The 21,401-nt window shown below is 40.4% G+C and carries 15 protein-coding genes, 6 tRNA genes and 2 rRNA genes; 1 reads left to right on the forward strand and 22 read right to left on the reverse strand.

Features of this window, described 5'->3' with window-relative positions:
• Positions 1 to 422: 422 nt before the first annotated feature.
• The 13 genes from BO48_RS06505 to BO48_RS06565 form a co-directional block, all read right to left on the reverse strand.
• Positions 423 to 872, reverse strand: coding sequence for a GNAT family N-acetyltransferase (locus BO48_RS06505; RefSeq protein ID WP_483101475.1), 450 nt, complete (start codon positions 870 to 872; stop codon positions 423 to 425).
• Between the two features lie 146 nt (positions 873 to 1,018).
• Entirely contained in the window at positions 1,019 to 2,416 is a 1,398-nt protein-coding gene (locus BO48_RS06510) for an MFS transporter (protein WP_496366612.1), read from the reverse strand.
• Between the two features lie 253 nt (positions 2,417 to 2,669).
• A complete protein-coding gene (locus BO48_RS06515) occupies positions 2,670 to 4,238 on the reverse strand; it encodes a Vga family ABC-F type ribosomal protection protein (protein ID WP_496366613.1) in 1,569 nt (522 codons plus the stop codon).
• A gap of 335 nt (positions 4,239 to 4,573) precedes the next feature.
• The gene (locus tag BO48_RS06520) at positions 4,574 to 6,148 is read right to left on the reverse strand and encodes a Tn7-like element transposition protein TnsE (protein WP_496366614.1); all 1,575 of its coding nucleotides are present in this window, start codon (positions 6,146 to 6,148) and stop codon (positions 4,574 to 4,576) included.
• Positions 6,149 to 6,152: 4 nt separating this feature from the next.
• Positions 6,153 to 8,024, reverse strand: coding sequence for a TnsD family transposase (locus BO48_RS06525; protein WP_496366615.1), 1,872 nt, complete (start codon positions 8,022 to 8,024; stop codon positions 6,153 to 6,155).
• Between the two features lie 11 nt (positions 8,025 to 8,035).
• The gene (locus BO48_RS06530) at positions 8,036 to 9,640 is read right to left on the reverse strand and encodes an ATP-binding protein (protein ID WP_496366616.1); all 1,605 of its coding nucleotides are present in this window, start codon (positions 9,638 to 9,640) and stop codon (positions 8,036 to 8,038) included.
• Positions 9,630 to 11,786, reverse strand: coding sequence for a TnsB C-terminal domain-containing protein (locus BO48_RS06535; RefSeq protein ID WP_496366617.1), 2,157 nt, complete (start codon positions 11,784 to 11,786; stop codon positions 9,630 to 9,632). The genes BO48_RS06530 and BO48_RS06535 overlap by 11 nt, the downstream gene beginning before the upstream one ends.
• On the reverse strand, positions 11,783 to 12,601 hold the full coding sequence (locus tag BO48_RS06540; RefSeq protein ID WP_496366618.1) for a TnsA endonuclease N-terminal domain-containing protein: 819 nt from the start codon (positions 12,599 to 12,601) through the stop codon (positions 11,783 to 11,785). The genes BO48_RS06535 and BO48_RS06540 overlap by 4 nt, the downstream gene beginning before the upstream one ends.
• 160 nt (positions 12,602 to 12,761) lie before the next feature.
• Positions 12,762 to 14,564 (reverse strand): glutamine--fructose-6-phosphate transaminase (isomerizing), encoded by a 1,803-nt coding sequence (gene glmS, locus BO48_RS06545; RefSeq protein ID WP_496366619.1) that lies wholly within the window; start codon positions 14,562 to 14,564, stop codon positions 12,762 to 12,764.
• Positions 14,565 to 14,846: 282 nt separating this feature from the next.
• Positions 14,847 to 16,193: a phosphoglucosamine mutase gene (gene glmM, locus BO48_RS06550; protein WP_496366620.1), complete on the reverse strand. Its 1,347-nt coding sequence runs from the start codon at positions 16,191 to 16,193 to the stop codon at positions 14,847 to 14,849.
• An 11-nt stretch (positions 16,194 to 16,204) separates the two neighbouring features.
• On the reverse strand, positions 16,205 to 17,149 hold the full coding sequence (locus BO48_RS06555) for a CdaR family protein (RefSeq protein WP_496366621.1): 945 nt from the start codon (positions 17,147 to 17,149) through the stop codon (positions 16,205 to 16,207).
• Positions 17,136 to 17,957, reverse strand: coding sequence for a diadenylate cyclase CdaA (gene cdaA, locus BO48_RS06560; protein ID WP_496366622.1), 822 nt, complete (start codon positions 17,955 to 17,957; stop codon positions 17,136 to 17,138). The genes BO48_RS06555 and cdaA overlap by 14 nt, the downstream gene beginning before the upstream one ends.
• Before the next feature lie 22 nt (positions 17,958 to 17,979).
• Entirely contained in the window at positions 17,980 to 18,951 is a 972-nt protein-coding gene (locus tag BO48_RS06565) for a helix-turn-helix domain-containing protein (protein ID WP_496366623.1), read from the reverse strand.
• Between the two features lie 78 nt (positions 18,952 to 19,029).
• On the opposite strand from BO48_RS06565, the gene BO48_RS06570 reads away from it, so the two are divergent.
• Positions 19,030 to 19,485: an ArsR/SmtB family transcription factor gene (locus BO48_RS06570; RefSeq protein WP_496366624.1), complete on the forward strand. Its 456-nt coding sequence runs from the start codon at positions 19,030 to 19,032 to the stop codon at positions 19,483 to 19,485.
• Between the two features lie 47 nt (positions 19,486 to 19,532).
• Here BO48_RS06570 and rocF read toward each other — a convergent pair whose 3' ends face one another.
• The 9 genes from rocF to BO48_RS06615 form a co-directional block, all read right to left on the reverse strand.
• Complete coding sequence (gene rocF / locus BO48_RS06575) at positions 19,533 to 20,441, reverse strand: arginase (protein ID WP_496366625.1); 909 nt, start codon at positions 20,439 to 20,441, stop codon at positions 19,533 to 19,535.
• A 119-nt stretch (positions 20,442 to 20,560) separates the two neighbouring features.
• A tRNA-Lys gene (locus tag BO48_RS06580) sits at positions 20,561 to 20,633 on the reverse strand.
• A 4-nt stretch (positions 20,634 to 20,637) separates the two neighbouring features.
• A tRNA-Gln gene (locus BO48_RS06585) sits at positions 20,638 to 20,712 on the reverse strand.
• Positions 20,713 to 20,728: 16 nt separating this feature from the next.
• A tRNA-Tyr gene (locus BO48_RS06590) sits at positions 20,729 to 20,809 on the reverse strand.
• A 4-nt stretch (positions 20,810 to 20,813) separates the two neighbouring features.
• Positions 20,814 to 20,886: transfer RNA gene (locus BO48_RS06595), tRNA-Val, on the reverse strand.
• A 5-nt stretch (positions 20,887 to 20,891) separates the two neighbouring features.
• Positions 20,892 to 20,963: transfer RNA gene (locus BO48_RS06600), tRNA-Glu, on the reverse strand.
• A 29-nt stretch (positions 20,964 to 20,992) separates the two neighbouring features.
• Positions 20,993 to 21,067: transfer RNA gene (locus BO48_RS06605), tRNA-Asn, on the reverse strand.
• Between the two features lie 18 nt (positions 21,068 to 21,085).
• Positions 21,086 to 21,200, reverse strand: a 5S ribosomal RNA gene (gene rrf / locus BO48_RS06610).
• Between the two features lie 96 nt (positions 21,201 to 21,296).
• Positions 21,297 to 21,401, reverse strand: a 23S ribosomal RNA gene (locus BO48_RS06615); the annotation flags it as partial.

Consider the following 21,401-nt stretch of genomic DNA (forward strand, 5'->3'; position numbering starts at 1 on the left):
CTTTCGCCATCCTTAAAGGTATACCTTTATAAACAATTAAACTATGAAGCATAATTAACCAGAAAATAAAATTTTAATTGACCTTATAATACAAGCGTCCCTTTAACGGAACACGAAAGTTGAATTCTGATCAAACTTTATTTTAGCCCATGTTCATAAATCCAACTAAAAATGGATTTGTAAAGTATTATAAACAGACAATTTTTCATAAACCCTTTTTGCCCAATGTTGGGCTTCTGTTGTTCAGTACAAATAAAGTCATTTGCCTTCAGCGTCCGAAAGCCGCATTTTTTCATTGAAAAATGCGGCTGCTTAAAAAAATAGTTGTTCGTTTGTTGAACCAAAAATAAGTTACAAAAAAGTTATTTTGTATTCCACAATAAGAACGCGCCCTATTGAAGGCTGTTTTAAGACGATAACCCTTATAAATATTGAGAAAGTCGAACCATATCGATAACTTGGATGCCATTTTCATATATTGGTTCATCATAATGCCTAACAAAAAAATCACGATCAATTGAAGTCATTCTAAAACCGCATTTTTGATATAGTGCCAATTGAACAACTCCTGAATTGCCAGTTCCAATTTCAATGGTTTTATATCCATCACGTTTTGCCGTTTTAACTGCATGGAGGACAAGTTGCTTCCCATAACCATTACCATGAAATTCTTCATTCACTGCAACATTTACAATTTCTACTGTTTCTGGTCGAGTGGGAATAAGGACATAAGTTCCTATAATTCTTCCATCAAGATTCATAATAAAGCACTTGCCTCTTGAAATATATTCTCTGACAAGCTTTTCCGAAGGATCTGCCAACAATAATAACTCTAACGGCAATTCCTCATTCTTATTTAATTCTCTTATCAAGTTGAACACCTCAGTTTTCACTTTTATTCTTAAATCCTAGTCAAAACACCAAATTTCATTTAATTACTGTTGAATGATAATAAGGTTTTTGCTCAAATATGTATTAAGAGACCGGTTGCCACTATACAACCGGTCTCTTAATTGTTCTACCTTCGTAGCCAAAAAGAAAAAACTAATGCACAAATCACAGCGACTGTCACCGCCAAAAATACATCCGAATAGGGAATAGCATCCAAAACATATAGAGGGTTGATGGGGGCCATAGCTTCTTTACGTGCTGATAAGAACACCCCCATCATTCCAGCCCCTGTACCTGCACCAAGAAACAATGAACCTTGAAAAATCCCTAATCCTATGCCCACTTGTTGGTTTTTAAGCGCACTTGCTGCAGCATTATTCGCTGGGGAGTTCGTAAACGCCTGACCAATACATATACCTAGAACCCCTACTGCCACCAAAAAGGGAGAAGCTCCAGAGGCAAACGTTGACAAGAATAACGTTGAAACTCCCATCAATGTGAGCCCCCCAATAATTGGACGTTTAGCTCCTAATCGGTCTGAAATACGACCAGCTAAAGGCGAAAGAATCGCAACAGCTAAGCCTCCCGGTAATAGTGTCATTGCAGCTAATCCAGGGGAAAATCCATTTACCTCTACCACCATCAAAGGTACAAAGACTAATACCGAAAAATAGGCAAACATAGTAAACAACCCAACCAGTACTGAACTGACGTAAGGTTTATTATTAAACAGAGCAGGAGGAACAAACGGATGTTCTGCGATGTTTGTTCGCCAAATAAATCCTATTAACGCGAGTAGAGATCCGATTAGGCTTCCTAACGAAGAAAAAGATACAATCCCTACAGCCTCACCCTGTGTGATACCAAAAAGGAAAAGACCAACGGTGAGTCCAAGTAATACACCCCCAAGGAGATCAAACTGCCTATTACTTGGAGCATCCATCGTCGACGGGATGTCCGGTATCATCAAAAACGCACCAATCACAATGATCACCGCTAGTAAGAAAGTGACCCAGAACAGCGCATGCCAGCCGAAAAATTGACCGACCACTCCTCCAAAGATTGGCCCTGCAGCTGTTCCAATCCCAATGCACCCTGCGATGAGTCCTAAAGCACCACCTCGTTTTCCTTCCGGGAAAACCTGTGAAATAGCCACGATGGAAAGGACAGGTATAGCAGCTGATCCAGCCCCTTGTACCATTCGGCCAAAAACCAATAATGGAAGATTGGAAGCAAAAGCACAGATAATACTTCCAACCGCAAAAATCAAAATGGCGAAAGTGAATAGATTCCGCAGCTCAAAAAAATCTGAAATCCGACCATAAAGAGGGACTCCAATCGCAAGTACAAGTGATACACCACTTACGACCCAACTAACTTGGGCCGCAGAAGCATCTAAATCTTCACCTATTAGAGAAAGAACTGGGTTAACCATATCAACGGTGATCGCAGCAACAAGAACAGCTAACGTAAAAACGATGAGTAAAAGAGGTGCATTTACTTCTGTATTTCTTTTTATTTTCAATATTTGTAACCTCCTAAAATTTAAATCTTCATTTTAGGAGGTTAACTTCTCAGCTTTAACCATCATTCTTTTCACCTCTACGTTATCACGTTGATTTTATTATGAGGAACGTATTTCTTATGATAACTTATAATACCAAAAACGTCCCTAACTCACAAGAAAGTCAAGTTCGTTAGGACGCTTATTAAAGCAGCTTTTTTAGCACAGATTTAGTGTAATATCGTCTACTACGGGCAAAAGGTAAATAGTCAGGTTAATGTTTATCCAGCATTCTTTTCTCCGCTAAAAGTTTTTGAAACTCCAATTCTAGTTCCTCAGATGGCTCGATACTAAGACGTCCTAGTACTTCCGATATTTTCATGTCTAATATGAGCCGTTTATCTTCTTTCTCTATATTTTTGTTTTCTTGTGGTTCATGGAGTTTATATTCATCATATGTTCCTTCAAATAGATGAATTTCCTCATTATCGATAGTTAAAATTCGATTAGCGATATTACTGATGAAGCGCCGGTCATGGGAAACAAAGATGACAATTCCCTTGTACTCTTCTAGAAGTGATTCCAATGCTTCAATGGCTTCAGTATCAAGAAAGTTCGTCGGCTCATCTAAAATTAACGTATTAATATCGCTAACGATTAGTTTCGCCAATACTACTTTTAGGCGCTCGCCACCACTCAAAACTTTCACAGGCTTATAAACATCGTCTCTGAAAAAGTGCAACCTCGCAAGTACGGTTCGATTGATTGTTTCATCTTGCTTTGACGTTGAGCTAACATTATCTAAAACTGATTTTTCACTATTTAAGACATCTAAGTTTTGACTAAAATAACCAATTTTCATGGAAGGAGAAGTGGTTGCCCCTTCATCTCGATGAATCATCTTTTTCACAAGAGTCGTTTTTCCACTCCCATTTGGTCCAATTATAGCCAGTTTGTCTCCATCTCGAACCTCAAAATTTGCTGCTTTCCACAAGGTTTTATCACCAATAACACCCGATACATTGTTTACGCGAAGGGAAAGCCTCCCTTTAAAGGTGACTTCATTCGGCAACCTCATTTTAACAGGTTTGGGATCTTTGGGTTTTTCAACTTTTTCTAGTTTGTCTAACCTTGTCTTAAGGGATTTAATCGTTTGTTGAAATTTCTTTTGTTTTTTCCCTTGATCTCCAGTGGTGTTTGCTTCAGAAGAGTTTTCCTTCTTTGTCTTTTTCTTAGCACTTGCTGCTCTGTTCTTCTGCAAGGCCAACGCCTCTTCCAGCTGTTTTTTCTTCATCATATATTTTTCATATGCCATTTCATGCTGGTGACGCTCTAATTCCTTTTGTTGTGCGTAATCGGAATAATTACCTTTATACTCCTTCACACGACCCTCATCGATCTCCCAAATGGAGGTACAAATGTTATCCAGAAATGTACGGTCATGTGATACAATAACGAACGCTCCCTGCCAACTCAACAGCTGTTTTTCCAGCCATTCAATATGAGCAGTATCCAAGTTTGTTGTTGGTTCATCTGCAAATAAAATTTTCGGATCCTTCGTGATTACCTTATCAACGATGTATTCCTGTGTTAGTTCTCCACCACTTTTTGTTGTATCTGTTCTTTTTAATTGTGGTAATAGTTCGCATTTTGTACCGCTGGCAACTGTCCCAACTTCATGCGATCTCTTTCCAGCCAAAACTTCCAATAAAGTTGTTTTTCCACTTCCATTTCTACCAACTAGGCCGATCCGGTCTTTGTTTCGGATTTGTAAATCATCAACATCTACTAACAAACGTTCCTTTGCATATAGCTTTAAGTTGTTAGCTTCCAATAACATCATACAATCCACCCCCACCAAGTATGGCAGGGATTTGAAAGATCATGTGCCAACGCAGTAAAGAGTACCGAAACAATTTTTCTATCCAAAGCAGTCCATAAATCTCTTGGAAACTCCAGTTTTTATGATACCCCTTTCGTATTTAAGGGGAATCACGCAGTTTATAGGGCTATGATGCGCTGTCCCCCTTGAATGTCAGCCCGAAAGTTAATTTTTTTCTTTCCATTGGCAACACCTCCGATTTATTCTTAATTTTATATTACCACAAATATCTTTATCCCTTAAAGCCGAGTTGGCTTACTCCTATATTTATATTAATATTTCCTACCTTTAGGCTGTCACATTAATTTTTCGTACACTCTTTCCGCCCAATATTCGGGCTCCTTGCTTGTATGTCGTAGTTTTGAAAAGGTTATCCTTTGAAGGCTTTTTTTATGCCAATTCCCCCCGTTAAAAACCAAACCATGAAGCAACCCATGTATTGTCTCTTCCTCACCTTTTCGGTTCTTCACATCTTTCATTTGAACAATCAACGTTGATAAGGATCGTTGATCCGGACGTGCCACTTCCAAAATATAAACAGGTTTCCTTCCATTTTTCTCAATGCGCACGATAGCACACACCCTCCTTCGCCCATCAGGCAACCATGAAAATTTTCTTCCTATTGGTAAGTTGATAAGATTCATGGATACCAATAATTCTGGGTGTGCTTCCTCTAAGTATTGAATCATTCTGTAAAAACCCTCAAGATCATAACCATTTCTTTCGTATGTAATTTCAAGGGCTTTAAAATCGATGGGTTGAATGTTGCCACCAACTATTGATTCATCTACATTGGCTGCGGTTACTAATGCTCCCCCACGGCCATCTTTTGTCGTATAGGTATCACCTTGATTAACTTGCTGTTCCTGTTTGGCTATCCGTTTGACTTCCGTCCGACCTTCAAAGGCCATTTGAGTAGCTTCACTTTCAGCAACCGGTTGATGTGTGTCCTCTTTCGCGTGATTATCTTCTTTAGAATCAATTTCAAAGTCTTGTTCTTTTCCAGATTCTGAAATCCGTCTCGTTTTCGGGCATTTGCTGTACACACGTTTTTTGATGGAAACATGGCTATATTCAATTTCATCGAACGGCAGTCCCTTTACGCTAAAATCCAGCAATTCATAAATAAAGACATGCTTACCCTGCCGTTTCCCTCGAAATGTCCAGAACGAATTTTTCAGTTTCGGGGGGACTAATTCTAACGGCATGCCATGAGCTAATCCATTTGAATTTGTAGCGTTTGCGTATACATTGGTCTGAACGGATTCGAAGGAATTGCGGATTTCAGGGAGGGAGTATAACCAGACAAAATGGCGTACAAAATCGTCACTGATGATGGTGGCCGGGATTTCTTGCGAGAAACCAAATGATGCATGACAACCGTTACTTTGATGATGATTCAACAAATACACTAACCCTTTGGGGCGAAGCAATGCATTGGCCAGTACCTTATTATTGATAAAAAGCGCTCGAATTAGTTCCGTGTGAGGTATATAATAGTAGTTACGACCAGACTGAAAACACCACACCTTCTGTTGAATCAACTCGTAATTTTTATATAAGAAGTATTGAAACCGACGTGCAACATCAATTGATTTGGCTGTATAACCAGCAGTGAGGTCTTGCACACGTGTAACATCAACCGTTCCTTCTTTTTGAGATGTTAATGGCTGCCCCTTTTGATAATATTGTCCGAGACGAAGCATAGGTAACAAACCGATTGGATATTGAACCAGCTCCACTTTGTTTCGATCTTCAAAGGCCACGGTAATACGCCACTTTTTTGGCGAGGTTAATCTTACGTGGCCGAACCAATGTAATTTTACTACTCGATCCTCGAATGGCCAGGGTTTTAACTTTATGGATGCCATCCTTTCACACCTCCTTCCTTGCCATTGTTTGATACCGTTGTACCCACAAGGAAATTTCCTGTTGTACGCCATCTGGAAGTTCGTCTCGGAGTCCAGCCAAACGACGGATTCTCCACTCCACGATCTCTTCATGACATTGAGATAACTCCAGAACTGCCCATTTAACACGGCGCATCTGAAACTGTTCTTTTGTTTCTACAACTTGTTTTAAGTAGGCTTTCGTTTCAGGCAGTTTGTCAAAATGACGCTCAAGTAAAGCAAGACGTCCGGTTTCTTTACCAATTCGACCGATGTTAATATGAATCGGCTTTCTTATAGAATACAATTGTTGAACTGCTGTCTGCACTTCCTTCAACACCTTTTGGTCCCTTTCAGACCAGTCCACACGGTAGTTTTCTGAGGGCTTCCTCTTTTGTCTCGGTGAATGCCTGTCCAACCACTGCCGGTCATGCCGATAAAGCCAGGTATATAACGCTTGATCGACCTTTCGCAGTTTTGTAACGGATAGGGTTGAATACTGCTGTTGTAATTGTAGCCACTTTCCTCGTTTTTCAGACAATAAAGAGGTGCTATCAACCATCTTGATAGGATCATGCTTTGAACTTTGATTAGCATATTTCTTTACCGTGCCGATATCAACCTTTAAATGTTTGGCCACGGCATAATAACTAAGCTTTTCAGCATGAATCAACTGATGAAGCTTTTCTTTCCAGACTGAACCAAATTGTTTAATACGACCGATTTTATAACGATCTTCTTTTTTTTGATCTGGTCCTCTTCTTGAATAACTGAATCCACATGAACAAGTAAAAGTGCCTACTGGCCTTCGTGTATCTGTACAAATAGTAACTTTCACATTAGGAATGACGGGTTGTAAATAGTGATTCGCAGCTGCATTCAAACAAACATAAGGACTTTCTCCAAAGGGTTGAAACTTTCGTGTTGCATACTGATAAAAGGATTCCACCGTTTCACCAAAGAAGTGAATAAATAACAAATGGCGAATCGGGTGGAAAGCTTTCCGATGCTTTCGTGTAATTGCCTTCAACCAACAGGATTGATTATCGGGGTTAACCGATGACTGCAAAGTGGCTAGAAGTTCTTCACCGTAAAAATGGTGAAACTGTTCCGTTAAAGTGCTTTGATCAACTGATCCTGTTACCGTGGCATAACCATGTTTTTGAAGCAAATATTTATAAGCTTGCTGTACCCCTTGCCATTTAAATTGAAAGTCTTGATTAATCAACCTAATACTGTCTTTTGCAATGGCTTTCAGGTAATACATTGTTTTTTCACTAAAAGCAAGTGTTTTTTCTTGCGTATTGCAATAGTCCTTGGTCGCCGGTGTATAAACGTGTTTGTTTTGGCCACGAAAGGGTACGGAAGAGTCCTGCAACAAAATATTATGCTTAAGACACACCAAAACCCCTGACAACTGATGGGATAAACGCCAATACGTTTCCCCGTATTGCTGAAGGTCGTCTTCAACACACCGCGGGCAATAACGAAAATAACGGGATTCCGAAACATTGCTTGCCATCATACCGGTCAACATATGAATTGCACCCGGTCTATTGCCGACAATCATCGAATCATAAACCTCTTGTCTCGTATTTGGCTTCGCAAAGGTTGTGTAATAGTGGTAAAACGTGTGTTTCTCAATCCAATCTTTCACTCCCGGAATTTCAAAATGCTTGATACGTTCGTTCAGTTTACCCAATTGAGTCGGCAAGTCCGGGACTGCAATGGTATTAGCCGAACCAAATAAATCTTTCATGGTTGCCTTTGAGCTAATATTACAGGAACGGACATGATAACGAGCGAACCAGCTATACAACAACTCATCTTCATAAAGAGTTGGAAAAAAGGAGAGCATATTCGGTCCTCCTATATCACAAATTCATCGCCTGGTGCTTTTATATACCCAGCTTCTTTTAAGGATTCATAACCTGAAAGCTTTTGTTTTTTACCTTCATCAACGGTTTTTTTTAGTTTATTTGTTGAATACTTTCGTTTCTTTTTCTTCGGAGTCTTCTTTTGTTCCTCCATCAAAGCAAGCGCATCTTGCATTAGCTCGGCTTGCGATGCTTCTGGAAATTGTTTTAATGCCTTTGTTGTGGCCTTTTCCGCTATCTCTGGGTCAACATCCAATCCTATAAGAGCCATTATCACCTTTTCCAACATTGACGTTTCCTGTTTTTGTCGAGCTTCAGCTTGCTTTTCCTTTATCTTCTGTATAGTGGCTTTCCAATCTATTTTTGATTGGCGATGTTGAATGTAGTCCTCAATATCCATCGGCTTAATATCTTCATATTTTTCGATTTCTGTGGCTAATCCTGACCGAAGTGCCTTTAGCATTGGTTGGACGAGCTTCAAGTCATCGGATGCAACTTTTCGAATCATGGCAGGAGTTATCGTTTCTTTTCCAGTCTCCATTGCTCTTCCTTGCGAAAGAACAAATAGTTTTACTGCAATGTCAACGATACCTTGACTTTGTTCATAAAGCGTATGATTCAGTTCCTCTGTTAGCTCAACTTTGTTTTTCGTCCATTGATACTCCCACATGCTCGAAACGAGCACATCCCAATCTTCATCATTTTTCATTTGTTGCCATACCATGTCACCCTGTCCACTACCTCGTCTTGCCTGTCTGAAGTCCTGTTGCAGAACGGTCCTTGCTCTCATTGTTCCAATCATCATCACTGGGATTCCGATCTCATTAACTAATGTAACGAAAAAATTCATCATCTTTTCCGATCCGCTGTCTTTGGCGGTTAGTAAATGTTGGATTTCATCAATAATCAGCGCACCAATAGAATGATTAAGCGCAATTTGTCTCATTCGTGTCACCATAGAACTAATCGAATTACGTTTTCCTCCAAAACGCTCGTAATAATTCGTACCGAGTAAATCATCAATTTTTAAAAAGAAATCCATGCATAAGGATTTAAGTGAACCGTCATGCGGGCAGTTCAGCTTGAGCCACACAATTTGCATCATGTTGAGAGGATGCTTATGAATAATCAATTGCGGGTATAGAGATAGAATCCGTTCTATAGCTGTTGTCTTTCCGATACCTGAAAAACCCATCAAGGTAAAACTAGACGCTGTTGAACGTATATCAGACTGAATCGTTTTTCCTGACAAGGCTTGGTGAGCGTGATTTAGTTTTTCAATGTTTTCAGGTGAAGAAGGATGACGCCCCACATAACCATACCTTAATAATCTCGAAAAACGTTGTTCAAGGTCGATATGCTGCATAACCGGCTGAAAAAATCGGGTTAAGCGAATTAAAGCATGATAACGTAAATGAGGTGAGAGCTGACGCTCTTTTTCATTGTAATCCGGGTAATAACTCAACTTATCAAACGCTTCTTCTGGAGACATGATCGGCGGTAAGGCTTCGATTAACGGATTTCCTTGAAAATCACTCAGCTCCTGTTCATGATAAACAGCGTGTTGTGCTTGAAGTAAACCATCATTAGGACTCATGGTCATTTTCCTCCCCTCTTCTTCGAAGGAATTCTTTAATGGAAGGGCGCGCATATTGTTCCTCCTTGTCTTCGTCTTTTTTATCAAAAGGGACAACAATATCAGCCAAGGGTTCATTCTGTTGTTTGTTACCAAATTTGAAAACTTCCTCTTTTTGTCTAGATTCTCGCTCATTTTTACGATTTTCCTTGACTGCCCTTGTTTTTTCCGCCTTACTAATCGTAGAAGATTGTTCCTCATTTGCCTTTTTAACCGAGGGTTTAACAATCGCTTCTACTTCTGTTATAAAATCAACCTCTTTTTGTAGTTGTTGATGTTCCGCACTATGATTCATTTGTTTTTCATGTTCAAGGAGATTAAGAACCTCATCCATTGTTTTGTTAGCATACCGATGCTGGTGTTCAAGTAAATAACATGTCTCAAAGGAATGATTATCGTTCAACAGATAAATCGACGACATGTTGCGAGGGTCATAGGATATAGCTAGCTTCCAACTTCCTTTTTGCCTTGCAGTTTGGAACCATAATTCTTTTAAAGCGCGCTCACAACTATAATGTATTCCTTTAAATTTGATACCTTTGTAAGTTACTGTTGCTTGCCCCTGTGGCAATAAATGCAGTTTAATAAGTTCTTCAGGAAAATACCGCAGTTTTCCCGAACGGTTTTGAATCCCCCAATTCCATAATTCCAACGGGTTAGGATTAACCTCATCCTGAATCATATCCTCATCCCGAAGGTATTCCTTTAAGTAATGTTCTGTATTGTAATAAATGACCTGTTGAATGATTAATTGTGTAAACTGTTCAACAGTTAATTTTGCATCCAGCCGGTAGTCACGTGCCCCACGTTCCTGAAAGTCTTTATCTATATAACCCGGTAAAAAGGGCTTTACTTTACGCTGCACGATATCAAATTGTTTCTCAACAATACCTTTCCAATCAGCCCGATAAGGAGCAGCGTTCTCAACATGCATGTTGAATGCCGAAATCATCCGGTCCACATTCGAACCTTCTAATTCTCCACGGTCAGCCAGCAAAACATCAGGGAGATGCTCAACAGGCCAAGCTTCCTTCGAAATCTCTATCCCATATTCACGACAAAACTGTTGCTTGTTAGCGGTAACATTAGCCAATGCCATCATAGCCCCCGTCCAAGAAGGTCCTTCAAGTCCAATATACATGCCGACAATCATTCTACTGAAGACATCAACAACTAAATAAATCACCGGACGGCCAATTATCCAATCTGAATTGTAACGCGAAATTAAATATACATCGCCGACAGTAGCATCAATTTGATAACGCGACCCGGGACCGATCGCTTCCTTGGTCGAAGAACCCAATACGGAACGAAAATCCTTTTCGTACTTCTTACGACCTTGTCTGGCAATGGTTGATTCTTCTATGTTGTATTCTTTATCGTACCAATAACGAAATTGTCTAAGCGTTGGTAATTGATCCTCATCAGCCACAATAACCTTTTTCACACCATTATCGTAATAATAGTCACTGGCATAAAATTCTTTAACCATCATTCTATAAGCATCCGGCAAACTGTTCTTTTTACTAGTTAAATAATGCTTTTCTAACGCAACACGAAACACTTTCTTTGTCGATTCATCTATGTTAATCCCGTTTGAGCGATACTTAGACGGACGTCCTCTTTTTTTAGTTCCTACTGACTTTTCCTTTCCCTTGCCACCCGATTTACTATAGTCAGGAAGTAAAGCATTAGGAGTTTTTCCACGTTGCCAATATCGCCGTAAGTATTTATAAACCGTTGGTTTTGTGGTTCTATATTTATTTATAACCGCGCCAATCATCTGTCCACGTTTTTCCTTGTCGAATACATCTGGTTCTTGCAATACAATGCCCCGAATCATTGTCCAGGCTTTGTCACGGATGGCAAGATTTATATTATTGGTTATATTGTAATTACCAAGTAGAAAGGGATCATTTTTTATCTTAATTAATCGATCATAAATCAATTCCTCTTTTAACTCACTTATCTTTTGCGTGAATGGAAATGCTTTCTCATCATCTACATCAATCAGATAAGCAACAACATTCCCTTCATCAACCCAAAGTATCCGAAAGGTTTTATCTGCTTCCTCATCCTTGAGTAATTCATTAATTGAAAAAATCATGTCGCCAGACGCTCCTTTTGTTCACGTGATAACAAAAAGAATAATTCCGATGTTGGATAGCGAAGATTTACAGGCTTGTCCATTTGAATTTGTACATATTTGCGCGCAATGAGATATTTTAATAAAGAAAGGGCAGTTCCCTGCTCACATGAGTATTGTTCATCAAAAGAATTACATGCTTTTAAAATTGTCATGCTGCTATTTTCGAGAAAATCATATAAGATCACTGCCAAATTCATCTCGTTTTCCTCTAAATAATACGATCTATGAACCCAAGCAATGTTGTCACTAGTTTCTTTTGGAAAATCTAATTCAGTTACAATCCCCCAATCAATTCCGGCGTCTGCCCAATACTGACGCTCAATTTCAAATTTCTCGATTACCCGTTTATCATTTAATTTTGCTGATGGTTGTGTAGTTCTTGCGATATAATGGATTGTGTTACTTCTTCGGATGGTTATAAAAAAATCAGTGGTGAAAACGATGGGAGTCTTAGTTGTAGGATCTGTAGAATGATTCACTTGTTTCTTTTCGGCAATCTGAAGTGTTTTTTCCCGGTCTAGGGGGTATTGTTCCCGGATGTCTATGACACTATCGGTCCAATCCAGCAAGTAAAAGTAATCTCTCTCAAGGTCTGATCGAAGATGGTGCTCACGATTGGTTTTCCACCCATGTAAACGGTGAGCACGACCGGAAGACCGAACATCTTGGATCGTTAACCATGGTTTGTAATTTGCTAACTCACCACTTCCGCGACCTTCGCCATAAAAACGAGCGATTTTCTCCTCAGTCCATTTAATTGTTCGCTTCGGCATAGTATTCCTCCATAAGAAAAATATAGAAAAGGCTGTTACTATGATTATTATCTCATAATAACAACCTGAGTAAAGAACTTTTTTGTAAAGTAAACAACTTTATTGTTCAGTAAAGAACTTTTTTGTCATGGAACAGGGGATTCGTTTTGATGCTTTAAATCTACTCCACCGTCACCGATTTCGCTAAGTTCCTCGGTTTATCGACATCGTTACCACGGTGCAGTGCTGCGTAGTATGAAATGAACTGATAGACAATTACTGACACAAGCGGTGTCAGCATACTGTGTACTTTCGGGATCACATATGCATCGTTATGTGTTTCCAGCCCTTCCATCGCTATGGTGCAGACATTAGCACCTCTTGCTTCGACTTCCTGGGCATTGCCGCGGATGTTCAAGTTCACTTTTTCCTGGGTCGTCAATGTAAACACCGGTGTACCCTCTTCAATGAGAGCAATGGTACCGTGCTTCAGCTCTCCGCCGGCAAACCCTTCTGCCTGGATATAGGAAATCTCCTTTAATTTCAATGCACCTTCCAGACCGACATAATAATCCATTGTCCTGCCAATAAAGAACGCATTTCTTGTTGTTTCCAAATACTCTTCGACAAGCGTTTCTATCGTCTCTGCGTCATCAATGACCGCAGTAATTGCAGTCGTCACTTTAGCCAGCTCTTCAATCAGACTGATATCGATTGATTTACCCAGTTCACGGGCTGCGACCTGTGCCAATATCGACAATACCGCTATTTGAGCTGTATATGCTTTTGTAGAAGCAACAGCAATTTCCGGACCTGCATGCAGTATCAATGTCTGATCCGCTTCACGGGACAATGTCGAGCCGGGTACATTGGTTATCGTCAGCGTCATATGCTCAAGCTTCTTAGCTTCGACAAGCACTGCACGGCTGTCCGCCGTTTCTCCCGACTGTGATATGAATATGAAGAGCGGCTTTTCAGACAGCAGCGGTGTGTTATATACAAACTCCGAAGCCACATGCACTTCTGTCGGAAGACCGGCCCATTTTTCGAAGTACTCTTTGCCGATCAGACCCGCGTGATAACTGGTCCCTGCCGCAATGATGTAAATACGGTCTGCAGCGTTAATCTGTTCGATGATGGCCGGGTCTACTTTCAGTTCACCATCTTTGTCCTGGTATTCCTGAATAATCTTTCTCATCGCTGCCGGCTGCTCGTTAATTTCTTTGAGCATATAATGCTCATACGTGCCCTTCTCGATATCACTTTCGTCAATTTCAGCAATATAAGAATCCCGCTCGACAATGTTGCCTGCCTTATCTTTTATCACGATCTCATCTTTTTTAAGTGTCACGACTTCCCCGTCCATCAGTTCCACAAATTCATTTGTTTTGTGGAGCATCGCCATCGCATCCGAAGTGATGACATTGAAACCATTACCTTTACCGAGAAGCAATGGGGATTTATTTTTAGCAACATAGATAACGTCTTCATCTTCATTATCCATAAGACCGAGTGCATATGAACCGTGCAATGCATCGAGCACTTTCTTGAATGCTTCTGCTGTATCTTCACTTTGCTTTGAAAGCTCCGAGATGAGTTCAACAATTATTTCTGTGTCTGTACTGGATACAAAATCTGTCTCCTGCAAATATTCCTCTTTAATCTGCTCATAGTTTTCGATAACACCGTTATGAACGATGGTAAATCTCCCGTCTGCACTTTGATGGGGATGCGCATTTGTCACACTCGGTGCACCGTGCGTCGCCCAGCGGGTATGTCCGATTCCTGTATTTGCTTTAAAACGGGGATCCACTGCCTCCCTTAAATCTTTAATGCGTCCGACCTCTTTGAAAATCTTCAGTTCTTCATCGCTGCGTACGCTGATTCCTGCAGAGTCATAACCGCGGTATTCGAGCTTTTCCAAACCTTTTAACAATATTTCCTTAACATCTTCTTCTCCGATATATCCTACAATTCCGCACATAAAGTATCTGCTCCTTTGACATACAAGTTAGAACCAGTGCTTTGTACCAATGGTCGCCCATATGGTTTTAACAACTGATATAACGAATACTTCTGTATCCGGGACAGTATCCGCCGATTCTCGATGACTGTCCTCCTCGTCAGCAGCGTCGCTGCTCAGGCGCTATTCCGATTTAAATTTCCTTCCCTCCTTAAAGTAACGGTACTATTCTAATAGAAAAACACCCTCATTACAATGGTTTATTGAATGAGGGGGGTGTATCACTTTATTTAATTGGATTGATTATAAGCCCATTTCCGCTTCGACAATTTCAGCGATAACAGAGCTGTATTCATCTGCAAGTTCTACAGTTTCTGCTTCCACCATAACTCTGACCAAAGGCTCAGTGCCTGAAGCACGGACAAGAATACGGCCGTTTCCATCCATTTCAGTTTCCACTTCTGAAATTTTGGCAGCCACTTTTTCATTGTTGACTACGTTATGCTTGTCAGTCACTTTGACGTTGACGAGCTTTTGAGGGAACGTTTCCACCTGCGCAGCAAGCTCTCCCAAAGTCTTGCCGGACTGTTTGACGATGGCTGCCAGATGAACACCTGATAATAAGCCGTCTCCAGTCGTATTGTAATTCATCATGATGATATGGCCGGACTGTTCTCCGCCCAGGCTGTAGCCATGTTTTCTCATCTCTTCCACCACATAGCGATCTCCGACTTTCGTCTTGTCGCTTTTCAGTCCATGTTCTTTCAGAGCTTTATAAAAACCGAGGTTACTCATAACTGTAGAGACAACCATGTCATCTTTCAATTCACCATTTTCTTTTAGATGCTGTGCGATGATGAACATGATCTTATCGCCATCCACGATGTTTCCATTTTCATCAACAGCGATTAAACGGTCTCCGTCCCCATCGAATGCAAGTCCGAAGTCACACTTTTCTTCCTGGACAAGTTCTATCAATTTCTCAGGATGTGTGGATCCGACACCCTCATTAATATTTGTTCCATCTGGATTTGTACCTACTGTTACTGTATCTGCTTCCAGGTCGCCAAACAGGTAGGGTGCGAGTTTATGCGTTGAACCGTGTGCGCCGTCCAATCCTATTTTCAAACCTTCCAGATCGCCTTCAACAGTAGATTTCAAGTAGCTTACATACTTTTGGCCACCCTCAAAATAATCTGATATATTCCCCAGGTTTATACCTGTCGGTCTTGGCAGATCATCTGTTTCGCTATCCAGCATCTCTTCGATTTCAGCTTCCTGATCATCTGTCAGTTTAAATCCATCAGAACCGAAGAATTTAATACCGTTATCACCGACCGGGTTATGCGATGCAGAAATCATCACACCGACATCCGCTTCTATTTCTTTCGCCAGATAAGCGACACCCGGAGTGGAAATGACGCCGAGCCTCATTACTTCTGCACCGATTGAAAGCAGTCCTGCAACAAGTGCCGACTCCAGCATCTCTCCTGAAATACGAGTATCGCGTCCGACTAGAAATGTAGGTCTGTCATTGTTTTCACCTGCTAAGATATATCCGCCAAAACGTCCTAATTTAAATGCCAGTTCGGGTGTTAATTCTGTGTTAGCTACACCTCTGACTCCATCTGTTCCAAAATATTTACCCATGAGTTTCTCCTTTAGTCATTTTCTTCTATAGTTAAATCAGCTTCTAAAACAGCTGGTTCAGTTTTAGTTACACTTTCCGGTAAGTCTAATTCTACATCCCGTGTAACTGAACTGTCGAGTTCATCCACATCAATTTCAACATCCACTGATTCAATTTCATTTAATGCTTCTTCACTTCCGAACACTTCTACATTGTCATAGTTCAGTTCAACATCCACAAGTTCATGGTTGCTGTCCACCATGCCGACGACTGTATAATTCACAGGTACAGTCTTGCTCAACTCACTGACATTGATTTCAACTCTGACATTCGATGGTTCAGTCCTTACATCTAAACGGTTGAACTGGAAGTCAAAAACACCGACGTCCGCTTCTTCAGCCCGGTTATCTGTAATTCTGGTGTTATCACTGAGAGTCGCACGGACATATTGTATCCGATTGATCTCATTTTCTCCTCCATAGACAGTCACTGTATCCGGCTCAACCACGACTGATTCCAGTTGATGGTTCGGTCCGACACGGCTGCCATTCACTTCGGCCTGTACCGTAAAGGTTTGTGAGACCAGATCCTGGATATTTACAGTGGCTGTTTCGGGCACAACTTCTGCATTTACGTTTTCAGGCAGTTCATCAATCGTAAAGTGAACTTCATGTTCTCCTGTTCCCCGGCTTCTTAAATCCAGCTGTACATTAAAATCTCTTGTTGTCTGCAGTCGGACAATATTCGAAGTACTGCCTGACAATTGAACATTGACCTGGTTCGGTACGCCGCTGACGTAGTAATCATCTTCATCATACAGAACATCAACCGGCATGCCCTGAATCAATTCCGTTTCATCGTCATTTCCTTCCTCATCGAAAGGATTAACATTCTCAAATACATTATTCACTGATAAAAACATGAACAGTGCGAGAAATAAAGCAACAAATCTCAGTCCCCACTTACTTTCGAGCAAAGAGACCGCCTCCTTCCTTAATTGCAGGCAGGATACTCCAGTGCTTCTTCAACAATTCATCCAGTTCTTCCAAAGTAATCTCTTTATCCAGCTTGCCTCCATATGTAACAGAAATATTTCCTGTTTCTTCAGATACAACAACTGTAAATGCATCGGTAACTTCAGAAATACCGACTGCTGCACGGTGTCTTGTTCCCAGGTTCTTCGCGATTTTACTGCTGTCCGACAGCGGCAGGTAGCTTGCAGCAGAGTTGATCTTATCGCCGGTAACTATCATTGCACCATCGTGTAGCGGTGTATTCGGTATGAAGATGTTGATCAGCAGTTCTGATGATATATTTGCATCGACTGTTATACCCGTTTCAGTATATTCTTTCAAACCTGTTTCTTTTTCAAACACAATTAGTGCACCGATACGTCTCTTAGCCATGTATCTGATGGATTTGACAATCGCTTCTCTCAGTTTCTCATAATCCGACCCGGCAGTGCTTGAGTTGGATCTGAAAAGACTGCCCCGGCCGAGCTGTTCAAGTGCACGGCGCAACTCCGGCTGGAATATGACAATGATTGCCAGAAAACCCCACTCTAAAACTGTATCGAAAATTTCAGTCGTAGTGGTTAAATCAAATGCGTTACTGATACCCCGTCCAATTAATATGAAGAATATGCCTTTTATTAATTGTATGGCTTTAGTCCCTCTCATCACGGTAATTAATAAGTAAAAAACGTACCAAACAATTATTATGTCTATGATACTTGTAATAAGAGTCGTGGTCGTTATATTCTCTAAAATATTAGTGTTATTCACTCATCCGGTCCTTTCCGATGAATTATAACGAACCAATCCTATCCTCTAATTCCTGGTAGATACCTCTCATTAAAGGATCGACTTTCAATTCATCTGTATTTTTTTGATACCCCTTGAATAATATTACTGCTTCTTTTATCTGATCATTTTTATACAGGTTAAAACATTTCAACAGTGTCATCCGGCTGCTGTCTGTCATATTTACAAGACTGTCGAGCAATTCAAAGTCCTGCTGCTGAACTGCAACCTTAGAAAATAAAAACAGAAATTCTTCCTGTCGATAATGAATTTGCATGCTTTCTTTAAGGTAAGAAAATTTATCCAGTAACCTTCTGCATGTAAAATACTGTGCCTTTTTATAATAACATTCTATTATTTCAAATAATAATTTCAGCCTGCCCAGTTTTAAATCGCTCATTTGAAAAACCAGTGAATATGTTTCTTCCAATATATCCAAAGCCTGTGTAATACGATTTTCCTCAATTAAATAGCCGGATTTCAACAGCACAGCATCTATATAAAACTGATTGATAACATTATTAGATAAACTTGAAATCGATTCTTCAGTATGAAAATGCAACTGTTCATTTTCGGATAAATGCCGGTAGTATTTCGCATAGAGTAGATGCAATCTGCCTTTGTCGGACATGGATATTTCATCTGTCTTCTCATACTCTTTGCTGATTAATCCTTTAATTGTACTAAAATCATCGTGTTCAACTTTATATTCATGGTAAACGATTTCACGAAACACTTCTACATCATTATATCTGAAATTCGAAGTTTCTGACATCAAATCGTTTAAAGAACAGTTTAACCGTTCACTTAATTTAATCAGAACATTTGTTGAGGGCTGGACACTCCCCTTTTCGATAAGACTTAAATATGTCCTTGATATGATGCCTTCCGCCAATTCTTCCTGGGTCAAATTATTTCGATGTCTCGTTTCTTTAATTCTCTGCCCGACCATCAACGGTGCCCCTTTCTTGTGCACTCTAAATTATGTAACCATTTATTTGACAACTTATTTACTCTTAATCATACTATAAATACATATATAAGGGGGTTCCAAATGAAAAAACTATTGGTTATAAATGACTTATATCAGTTAAAAAGTGTCAGCGATCCTTTCAGAATTGAATTACTCACCTTATTGAGCGAACAGCCCAAAACCGGTCAGATGCTGGCTGATGAATTAGGGATTCCCAGAGCCAAAATTCACTATCATTTGAATGAATTACTTAAAAACGATATTATCCATGTCGTAAAAACTGTCGAAAAGAACAGTATTATACAAAAGTTTTATGAGCCCGTAGCTGAAAAAGTGGTTCCAAATATCAATCTTCTTAAATATAAACAAGAAGAGAAGAAAAAGGATAAAATGTCCTACCATTTGAGGATAAAAGACAAACAACTGCCCCAATTCAGGAAAGATTTAAGGAAGTTCGTCAAAGAACAGTCCACTAAAAAAGAGAGTGACAAAGTTTTAGACTATAAAATTCAAATATTGCCCTATGAAGAACAATAAAACGTGGTTGAGAGCAAACTAACCACGTTTTTTTCAATTCATTTTTATTATTTTTGTTTTTTACCGAAAAAAGCGGAAGCGATTGATACAGCTTTTTCTGCCGTTTTATTTTTATCATCCAGCAATGGATTCACTTCAACCAGATCCATCGATGTAATCTTTTGCGAATCATGAAGCTGTGTCATTGCATGCAGTGTCTCCGACAGGCTCAGCCCGCCATCTACCGGCGTGCCCGTCCCAGGCGTTTCCATCGGATCCAGAGCATCTACATCCAGTGAAAGATGGATACCGTCTGTTTTATCCTGCAGGTGCTTAAGAGACTCCTCCATTACTGCTGATATACCTTTTTCTTTAATATCAGTCATTGTGAAGGTCAATATATTATTTTCCCTGATATACTCTTTTTCGCCTTCATCAAGATCACGCATACCGATAAGAACGATATTTTCAGGTTTAACTTTCGCTCCGTCTTTATAAAGGTTCACCAGCTTCTCATCACCCACCCCACAGGAAATCGCAAGAGGCATTCCGTGTATATTGCCTGAAGGTGAAGTATCACTGTTATTCAGGTCGCCGTGTGCATCATACCATATTACGCCCAAATTCTCGTAATGGCCGCTGATGCCGGCAAGGCTGCCAATCGCCAGTGAATGATCCCCGCCCAAAATTAATGGAAAAGCACCTTGTTGTATGGATTCATCCACTGTAGTCGCAAGCTTACTATTAAAATCAACCACCTGCTCATAATTCTTCAAAGTGTTCGCATCACCCTGCGAATGTTCTGCAACATTCACCTTCATGTCACTATGTATATTACCTTTATCATTTACATTTATATTAAGTTTCTCAATTTCATTTACTAAATTTGCATAGCGGAGCGCGTCCGGCCCTAAATCCACACCCAGTCTTGGTTGTCCAAACGTAGTTGCGGCTCCTATAATATCAACTCTATTCATAAAATACTCCCCTTTTTCATTCTATACATACATGATATAAAAAATGTCGCATTTATGCAACGACTAATAAATATAAATGAGTGCATAAAAAAAGACACTTAACTGAATAAGTGTCTTGATGAGCCATAGAGGACTCGAACCTCTGACCCTTTGATTAAAAGTCAAATGCTCTACCACCTGAGCTAATGGCTCTAATTGGCTGGGCTGAAAGGATTCGAACCTTTGCATGACGAGACCAAAACCCGTTGCCTTACCGCTTGGCTACAGCCCAATATTAGATATAGAAATGGAGAGGGGCAGATTCGAACTGCCGAACCCGAAGGAGCGGATTTACAGTCCGCCGCGTTTAGCCACTTCGCTACCTCTCCGTAATGGAGAATGACGGGTTCGAACCGCCGACCCTCTGCTTGTAAGGCAGATGCTCTCCCAGCTGAGCTAATTCTCCTAAAATGACCCGTACGGGACTCGAACCCGTGTTACCGCCGTGAAAGGGCGGTGTCTTAACCGCTTGACCAACGGGCCAGAAATAAAAAAAGTTTGAAACATAAAAATGGCTCCACAGGTAGGATTCGAACCTACGACCGATCGGTTAACAGCCGATAGCTCTACCACTGAGCTACTGTGGAATCATAAAATAAAAAATTGCCTGGCAGCGTCCTACTCTAACGGGACGTCAGTCCAACTACCATCGGCGCTGGAGAGCTTAACGACTGTGTTCGGCATGGGAACAGGTGTGGCCTCTCCGCCATCACTACCAGACAATGGTTCACTTGACGAATGCGACGATGTCACACTCAAAACCGGATAGAAGCAAATCAAAACATTCAAGTGTATTAACCTACACGGTACAAATCTTTGAATAAGTCGTCGATCGATTAGTATTCGTCCGCTGAATATGTTGCCATACGTACACGCCGAACCTATCTACCTCATCATCTCTGAGGGATCTATTGGGGAAAT

Source organism: Lacicoccus kunmingensis DSM 17847, from assembly GCF_059568765.1.

Excerpts from the sequence above, each read along its gene's own strand:
- BO48_RS06535 (WP_496366617.1), bottom strand. The coding sequence starts at position 11,786 with ATGATTTTTTCAATTAATGAATTACTCAAGGATGAGGAAGCAGATAAA.
- BO48_RS06515 (WP_496366613.1), bottom strand. The coding sequence starts at position 4,238 with ATGATGTTATTGGAAGCTAACAACTTAAAGCTATATGCAAAGGAACGT.
- glmM (WP_496366620.1), bottom strand. The coding sequence starts at position 16,193 with ATGGGTAAATATTTTGGAACAGATGGAGTCAGAGGTGTAGCTAACACA.
- BO48_RS06530 (WP_496366616.1), bottom strand. The coding sequence starts at position 9,640 with ATGAGTCCTAATGATGGTTTACTTCAAGCACAACACGCTGTTTATCAT.
- rocF (WP_496366625.1), bottom strand. The coding sequence starts at position 20,441 with ATGAATAGAGTTGATATTATAGGAGCCGCAACTACGTTTGGACAACCA.
- BO48_RS06520 (WP_496366614.1), bottom strand. The coding sequence starts at position 6,148 with ATGGCATCCATAAAGTTAAAACCCTGGCCATTCGAGGATCGAGTAGTA.
- BO48_RS06570 (WP_496366624.1), top strand. The coding sequence starts at position 19,030 with ATGAAAAAACTATTGGTTATAAATGACTTATATCAGTTAAAAAGTGTC.
- BO48_RS06525 (WP_496366615.1), bottom strand. The coding sequence starts at position 8,024 with ATGCTCTCCTTTTTTCCAACTCTTTATGAAGATGAGTTGTTGTATAGC.
- BO48_RS06540 (WP_496366618.1), bottom strand. The coding sequence starts at position 12,601 with ATGCCGAAGCGAACAATTAAATGGACTGAGGAGAAAATCGCTCGTTTT.
- glmS (WP_496366619.1), bottom strand. The coding sequence starts at position 14,564 with ATGTGCGGAATTGTAGGATATATCGGAGAAGAAGATGTTAAGGAAATA.